This window comes from Mycobacterium sp. E342, from assembly GCF_001667665.1.
Taxonomy (GTDB): Bacteria; Actinomycetota; Actinomycetes; order Mycobacteriales; family Mycobacteriaceae; genus Mycobacterium.
In genome coordinates this window covers 1-5,998 of sequence record NZ_LZJM01000036.1, presented here as the reverse complement: position 1 = coordinate 5,998, position 5,998 = coordinate 1, and the positions used below count along the sequence as shown (strand labels likewise).

The 5,998-nt window shown below is 68.8% G+C and carries 5 protein-coding genes; 1 reads left to right on the top strand and 4 read right to left on the bottom strand.

The annotated features are described in order from the left end of the window. Positions 1 to 392: 392 nt before the first annotated feature. From A5692_RS01980 to gatC, 3 genes are read right to left on the bottom strand one after another with little or no spacing between them, the layout of a single operon-like run. Entirely contained in the window at positions 393 to 1,424 is a 1,032-nt protein-coding gene (locus A5692_RS01980; RefSeq protein WP_068051514.1) for an ATP-dependent 6-phosphofructokinase, read from the bottom strand. Positions 1,425 to 1,469: 45 nt separating this feature from the next. Further along, positions 1,470 to 2,951 (bottom strand): Asp-tRNA(Asn)/Glu-tRNA(Gln) amidotransferase subunit GatA, encoded by a 1,482-nt coding sequence (gene gatA, locus A5692_RS01975; RefSeq protein WP_068051512.1) that lies wholly within the window; start codon positions 2,949 to 2,951, stop codon positions 1,470 to 1,472. Further along, positions 2,948 to 3,247, bottom strand: a complete 300-nt coding sequence (gene gatC / locus A5692_RS01970; protein ID WP_068051510.1) for an Asp-tRNA(Asn)/Glu-tRNA(Gln) amidotransferase subunit GatC — start codon at positions 3,245 to 3,247, stop codon at positions 2,948 to 2,950. The genes gatA and gatC overlap by 4 nt, the downstream gene beginning before the upstream one ends. Before the next feature lie 117 nt (positions 3,248 to 3,364). On the opposite strand from gatC, the gene A5692_RS01965 reads away from it, so the two are divergent. Further along, positions 3,365 to 4,021, top strand: coding sequence for an amino acid-binding protein (locus A5692_RS01965; protein ID WP_156765881.1), 657 nt, complete (start codon positions 3,365 to 3,367; stop codon positions 4,019 to 4,021). Here the strand turns inward: A5692_RS01965 and A5692_RS01960 are convergent. Beyond that, positions 4,018 to 5,998, bottom strand: a 1,981-nt coding sequence (locus tag A5692_RS01960; RefSeq protein WP_068051506.1) for an MMPL family transporter, incomplete at its 5' end; no start/stop codon positions are given. The genes A5692_RS01965 and A5692_RS01960 overlap by 4 nt on opposite strands.

Genomic DNA, 5,998 nt, shown 5'->3' with positions numbered 1-5,998 from the left:
CCCCCCCCTGCTCCCGCCCCGGCATCGCGCGCCCCTCGCGCCCGCGGCGGGCGCCATTGCCGGGCGGGTGGCGGCCTGAACGGCGGCCTGCGGATCGATGGGTCTGCAAGCGGGGGCTGCGGCACCGTCGCGGCCGCCGGATCGGCGTCGGTGCGCCGACCGGGGTTACGCGGCGGGCGCACTGGCGGACCCGGTGGACCCGGTGGCCCCGCCGGCACCGCGGGGTGCTGAACGACTCCGCGACTCGAACCGCGGTTGCTCACAACTCCGGTATAACCGCTGGGCACCGGTCGGGAAACCACGAATTTTCGGCGACGCGTCCCTGGCAGGTCAAAGGCCGGGCAAATTCAGGCCGGAGCCAGGTCGGCGTCACCCGCCGTTTGCCCGCGGGGTCAGCCGAAGAACGCGGCGGCGTCGTCGTAGCGGCTCTCGGGCACCAGCTTGAGCTGGCGCACGGCGTCGGCCAGCGCCACGCGGCCGATGTCCTGCCCCCGCAGCGACACCATCTGACCGTATTCCCCTGCGTGTGCGGCGTCGGCCGCATTGACGCCGAACCGGGTGGCCAGGACCCGGTCGTAGGCGGTCGGGGTCCCGCCGCGCTGGACGTGGCCCAGGACGGTCACCCGGACGTCCTTGTTGATCCGCTTCTCGACCTCGGCACCCAGCTGGGCCGCGACGCCGGTGAACTTTTCGTGGCCGAACTCGTCAATTCCGCCTTCGCGCAAGGAAATCGAACCCGGAATGGGTTTTGCGCCCTCGGCCACCACACAGATGAAGTGCGAATCTCCGCGCTGGAAGCGACGTTTGACCAGCCGGCACACCTCCTCGACGTCGAAGGGCTGTTCGGGGATCAACGTCATGTGCGCGCCGGAGGCCAGGCCGGCGTTCAACGCGATCCAGCCGGCGTGCCGGCCCATCACCTCCACCAGCATCACCCGCTGGTGGGATTCGGCGGTGCTGTGCAGGCGGTCGATGGCCTCGGTTGCCACCGTCAGCGCGGTGTCATGACCGAAAGTGACGTCGGTGCAATCGATGTCGTTGTCGATGGTCTTCGGCACGCCGACGACGGGAACGTTCTCCTCGGACAGCCAGTGCGCGGCGGTCAGGGTGCCTTCCCCGCCGATCGGGATGAGCACGTCGATGCCGTTGTCGTCCAGCGTCTGCTTGATCTGATCCAGCCCGGCCCGCAACTTGTCGGGATGCACCCGAGCGGTCCCCAGCATCGTGCCGCCTTTGGCCAGCAGCCGGTCGTTGCGGTCGTCGTTCTGCAGTTGGATGCGTCGGTTCTCCAGCAACCCGCGCCACCCGTCCTGAAAGCCGACCACCGACGAGCCGTACCGGGCGTCGCAGGTGCGCACCACCGCCCGGATGACGGCGTTGAGCCCCGGGCAGTCGCCACCTCCGGTCAGAACTCCGATCCGCATGCCCTTATCTTGCCCTGCGGCGGGGCCGCCGCGCCGCGCAGACGCCTAGATCGCGCTCGGCAGCGGGCCGCGGGCAGCCTCGTAGGCGGCGCCGACCCGGTACAGGCGGTCATCGGCCAGCGCCGGCGCCATGATCTGCAGGCCGACCGGCAGGCCGTCGTCCGGCGACAGCCCCGACGGCACCGACATGCCGCAGTGGCCGGCCAGGTTCAGCGGCAGCGTGCACAGGTCGAACAGGTACATCGCCAGGGGATCGTCCACCTTCTCGCCCAGCGGGAAGGCGGTGGTCGGGGTCGCGGGCGACACCACCACGTCGACGGACTCGTACGCCTTGTCGAGGTCCCGGGCAATCAGGGTGCGCACCTTCTGCGCCTGGTTGTAATAGGCGTCGTAGTAACCGGCCGACAGCGCGTAGGTGCCGATCATGATGCGCCGCTTGACTTCCGGCCCGAAACCGGCGGCACGCGTCAGCGCCATCACCTCCTCGGCGCTGTGCGTCCCGTCGTCGCCGACGCGTAGCCCGTAGCGCATGGCGTCGAAACGGGCCAGGTTGCTCGACACCTCCGACGGCAGGATCAGGTAGTAGGCGGCCAACGCGTATTCGAAGTGCGGGCAGTCGACTTCACTCACCTCGGCACCCAGATCGGTCAGCCGCTCGACGGCCGCCTCGAACGAGGCGTGCACACCGGGCTGATAGCCCTCCCCGCGCAGCTGCTTGACCACCCCTACGCGCACGCCGCGCAGGTCACCGGAAGCGCCGGCTTTGGCGGCGCCGACGACGTCGGGCACCGCCGCCTCGACGGACGTGGAGTCGCGATGGTCGTGCCCGGCGATCACCTGGTGCAGCAGCGCGGTGTCCAGCACGGTGCGCGCGCACGGGCCGCCCTGGTCCAGGGACGAGGCGCAGGCCACCAGGCCGTACCGCGACACGGTGCCGTAGGTCGGTTTGACGCCGACGGTCGCGGTCAGCGCCGCCGGCTGCCGGATGGAGCCGCCGGTGTCGGACCCGATGGCCAGCGGCGCCTGGAAAGCAGCCAACGCCGCCGCGCTGCCTCCCCCGGAGCCGCCGGGCACCCGGTCGAGGTTCCACGGGTTACGGGTGGGGCCGTAGGCGGAGTTCTCCGTCGACGAACCCATCGCGAACTCGTCCATGTTGGTCTTGCCCAGGATCGGGATGCCGGCGGCACGCAACCGCGTGGTGACGGTGGCGTCGTACGGGGAACGCCAGCCCTCGAGAATCTTGGAACCGCAGGTGGTGGGCATATCGACGGTGGTGAAGACGTCTTTGAGCGCCAGCGGCACCCCCGCCAACGCCGACGGGAGCCGCTCTCCCGCGGCCACCGCCTCGTCGACCACCGCGGCCGCCCCCAGCGCCTCGTCGGCGGCCACGTGCAGGAAGGCGTGGTACCGGTCGTCCGTCGCCGCGATCTGGTCCAGGCACGCCTGCGTGACCTCGACCGACGACAGCTCCTTGGCGGCGATCCGGGCGGCCAGGGTCGCGGCGTCGGACCGGATGACCTCGTTCACTCGCTGTCCCCCAGGATCTGCGGCACCGCGAAACGGCCGTCGGCGGCCTCGGGCGCCGCGGCCAGCGCCTCGGCCTGGGTGAGGCAGGGTGTCGGCCGGTCGGGGCGGGTGACGTTGACGTCCTTGAGCGGATTGCCGGTCGCTTCGACGCCGGTGACGTCGACCGCCTGCACCTGGCTGACGTGGGTCAGGATGGCGTCGAGCTGACCGGCGAAGCTGTCCAGCTCGCTGTCGGTCAGCGCCAGCCGGGACAGCCGGGCCAGATGGGCCACCTCGTCGCGGGAGATCTGAGACACGACAGGAAAGCCTAACGCGCTCGCCCGGGCGCGCGCCGGGCACTCGGCCCCGGCGCGCGTTGCCCACCGTGCGCAGCCGAAATGCCTTCGACACATCGTTGTGTCACAGTGTTGGCCGTGCCGTCGTATCTGTTGCGCATCGAGCTGGTCGACCGCCCGGGCAGCCTGGGCTCGCTGGCCGTCGCGCTCGGTTCGGTGGGCGCCGACATCTTGTCGCTCGACGTGGTGGAGCGCAGCTCGGGTTATGCGATCGACGACCTGGTGATCGAGTTGCCGCCGGGGGCGATGCCGGACACGCTGATCACCGCCGCGGAGTCGCTCTCCGGTGTCCGGGTCGACACCGTGCGTCCGCACACCGGGTTGCTGGAAGCGCATCGGGAGCTGGAGTTGCTCGACCATGTCGCCGCCGCCGCCGACAAGGCATCCCGACTACAGGTCCTGGCCAACCAGGCACCCCGCGTACTGCGCGTCAGCTGGTGCACCGTGCTGCGGAGCGCGGGCGGCGAGTTGCAGCGCCTGGCCGCCAGCCCGGGCACGCCGGAGACGCGGGCGGCTTCGGCCCCGTGGCTGCCGCTCGACCAGGCCATGACGCTGGACAGCGCGGGTGAGTGGGTGCCGCAGGCGTGGCGCGACATGGACACCACGATGGTCGCCGCCCCGCTCGGCGATCCGCATACGGCGGTCGTGCTGGGCCGCCCGGGCCCCGAATTCCGGCCGTCGGAGGTGGCCCGCCTGGGTTACCTGGCCGGGATCGTGGCCACCATGCTGCGCTAACGCGCGTGCGACGCGACCACCGGGTCGTCGTCCTCCCACAGCAGCAGCTGCCGGACCGCCGGCCGCGGACCATAGGGCCGCAGCATGGTGCTGGCCGGACGCGGACGCACCCGCTGCGGCCACCAGAACCAGCGCCCGAGGATCCGTGCGACGGACGGCGTCATGAACGAGCGCACGATCAGCGTGTCGAACAGCAAGCCCAGGCCGATCGTCGTGCCGATCTGACCGAGAACCTGAAAGCCGCTGAACACGAACGCACACATGGTGACGGCGAAGACGATGCCAGCCGAGGTGACCACCGATCCGGAGCCCGCCATCGCCCGGATGATGCCGGTGTTCAGGCCGGCATGAATCTCTTCCTTGAACCGGGAGATCAACAGCAGGTTGTAGTCGGATCCGACCGCCAACAGCAGGATCACGGCCAGCGCCAGCACGACCCAATACAGCTGGATGCCGAAGAGGTACTGCCACACCAGAACTGACAACCCGAACGAAGCGCCCAGCGACAGCGCCACGGTGCCCACGATGACCAGCGCGGCGATCAGGCTGCGCGTGATGATCATCATGATCAGCAAAATGAGGCTCAGCGCGGCGAACGCCACGATCATCAGGTCATACTTGGCGCCGTCCTGGATGTCCTTGTAGGTCGCGGCCGTCCCGCCGAGATAGATTCCCGCGTCCGCCATCGGCGTGCCCTTCAGGGCCTCGTGCGCCGCTTTGGCCATCGGATCGATGTGTGAAATGCCTTGAGGCGTAGCCGGATCGCCTTCGTGTGTGACGATCATGCGAGCCGCCTTGCCGTCCGGCGAGAGGAACAGTTTCAGGCCGCGCTTGAAGTCGGGGTTGTTGAAGACCTCCGGCGGCAGGTAGAAGGTGTCGTCGTTCTTGGCCGCGTCGAAGGCCCGCCCCAACGCCGTCGCGTTGTCGATCGCGGCGGCGGTCTGCGCATAAATCCCGGACAGCGTGGCGTAGTTGGCCAACGTCAGATCGCGGTTGGTCTGCTGACTGTCGATCTGGGGCGGTATCAACGCCACCAGTTTGGGCTGCAGCGCGTCGAGTTTGTCGAGCGAAGCCGTCAGGTTGACGAACTTCTCAGTGAGTTCGTCGATGCCGTCGAGTGCGTCGAAGAGCGATCGGAAGGCGAAGCAGACGGGAATGTCGTAACAGTGCCTCTCCCAGTAGAAGTAGCTACGGATTGGCCGGAAGAAGTCGTCGAAATTCGCGATTTTGTCGCGCAGATCCTGGATCGTGCCGAGCGTGTCATGAAAGCTCTGAGTCTCGTCGTGGGTGGTGCCGGCGAGCTGCTGCTGCAACACGTACTGCTGCTTCAGGATGTTGATGGTCTTGCTGAGCTCATTGGCCTGCTTGAGGGCATCCTCGGCCCGTTCTCGTTGGTAGGTCAGGTTTTCCTGCTGCGCCGCGCTGGAATTGCTCACCACGAACGCGAGTGAGCTGTGGACGAGCGGGGTGCCCAGGGGGCGGGTGATGGTCTGCACCTGGGCGACGCCCGGGACGTGGAACACCGCCTTGGCCACCTTGTCAAGGATGAGCATGCTCTCCGGGTTACGCATGTCGTGATCGGTTTCGACCATGAGCAATTCGGGCTCCAGCCGAGCCCGGGAGAAGTGCTTCTCGGCGGCGGTGTACCCGATGTTGGCGGGCGCGCTGGCGGGCATGTAGGGACGGGTGTCGTAACTGGTCTTGTAGCCGGGCAAGGCGATCAGCCCCACCAGGGCCAGCGCGCAGGCGGACGCGAGAACGGCCCCCGGCCAGCGGACGATGGCCGTGCCGATCCGCCGCCAGCCGCGGGTTCTGATCGACCGCTTGGGGTCGAAGATGCCGACCTTGGCGCCCAAGGTGAGTATCGCGGGTCCCAGGGTGAGCGCGGCGGCCAGCGCAACGAGGATGCCCAACGCGGCTGGAATGCCCAGACTCTGGAAGTACGGCAGCCGGGTAAAGCTGAGGCAGGCCACGGCG

What these genes read in the sequence shown, in the direction of transcription:
- A5692_RS01980 (WP_068051514.1), bottom strand. Translation starts at nt 1,424, where the DNA reads ATGCGGATCGGAGTTCTGACCGGAGGTGGCGACTGCCCGGGGCTCAAC.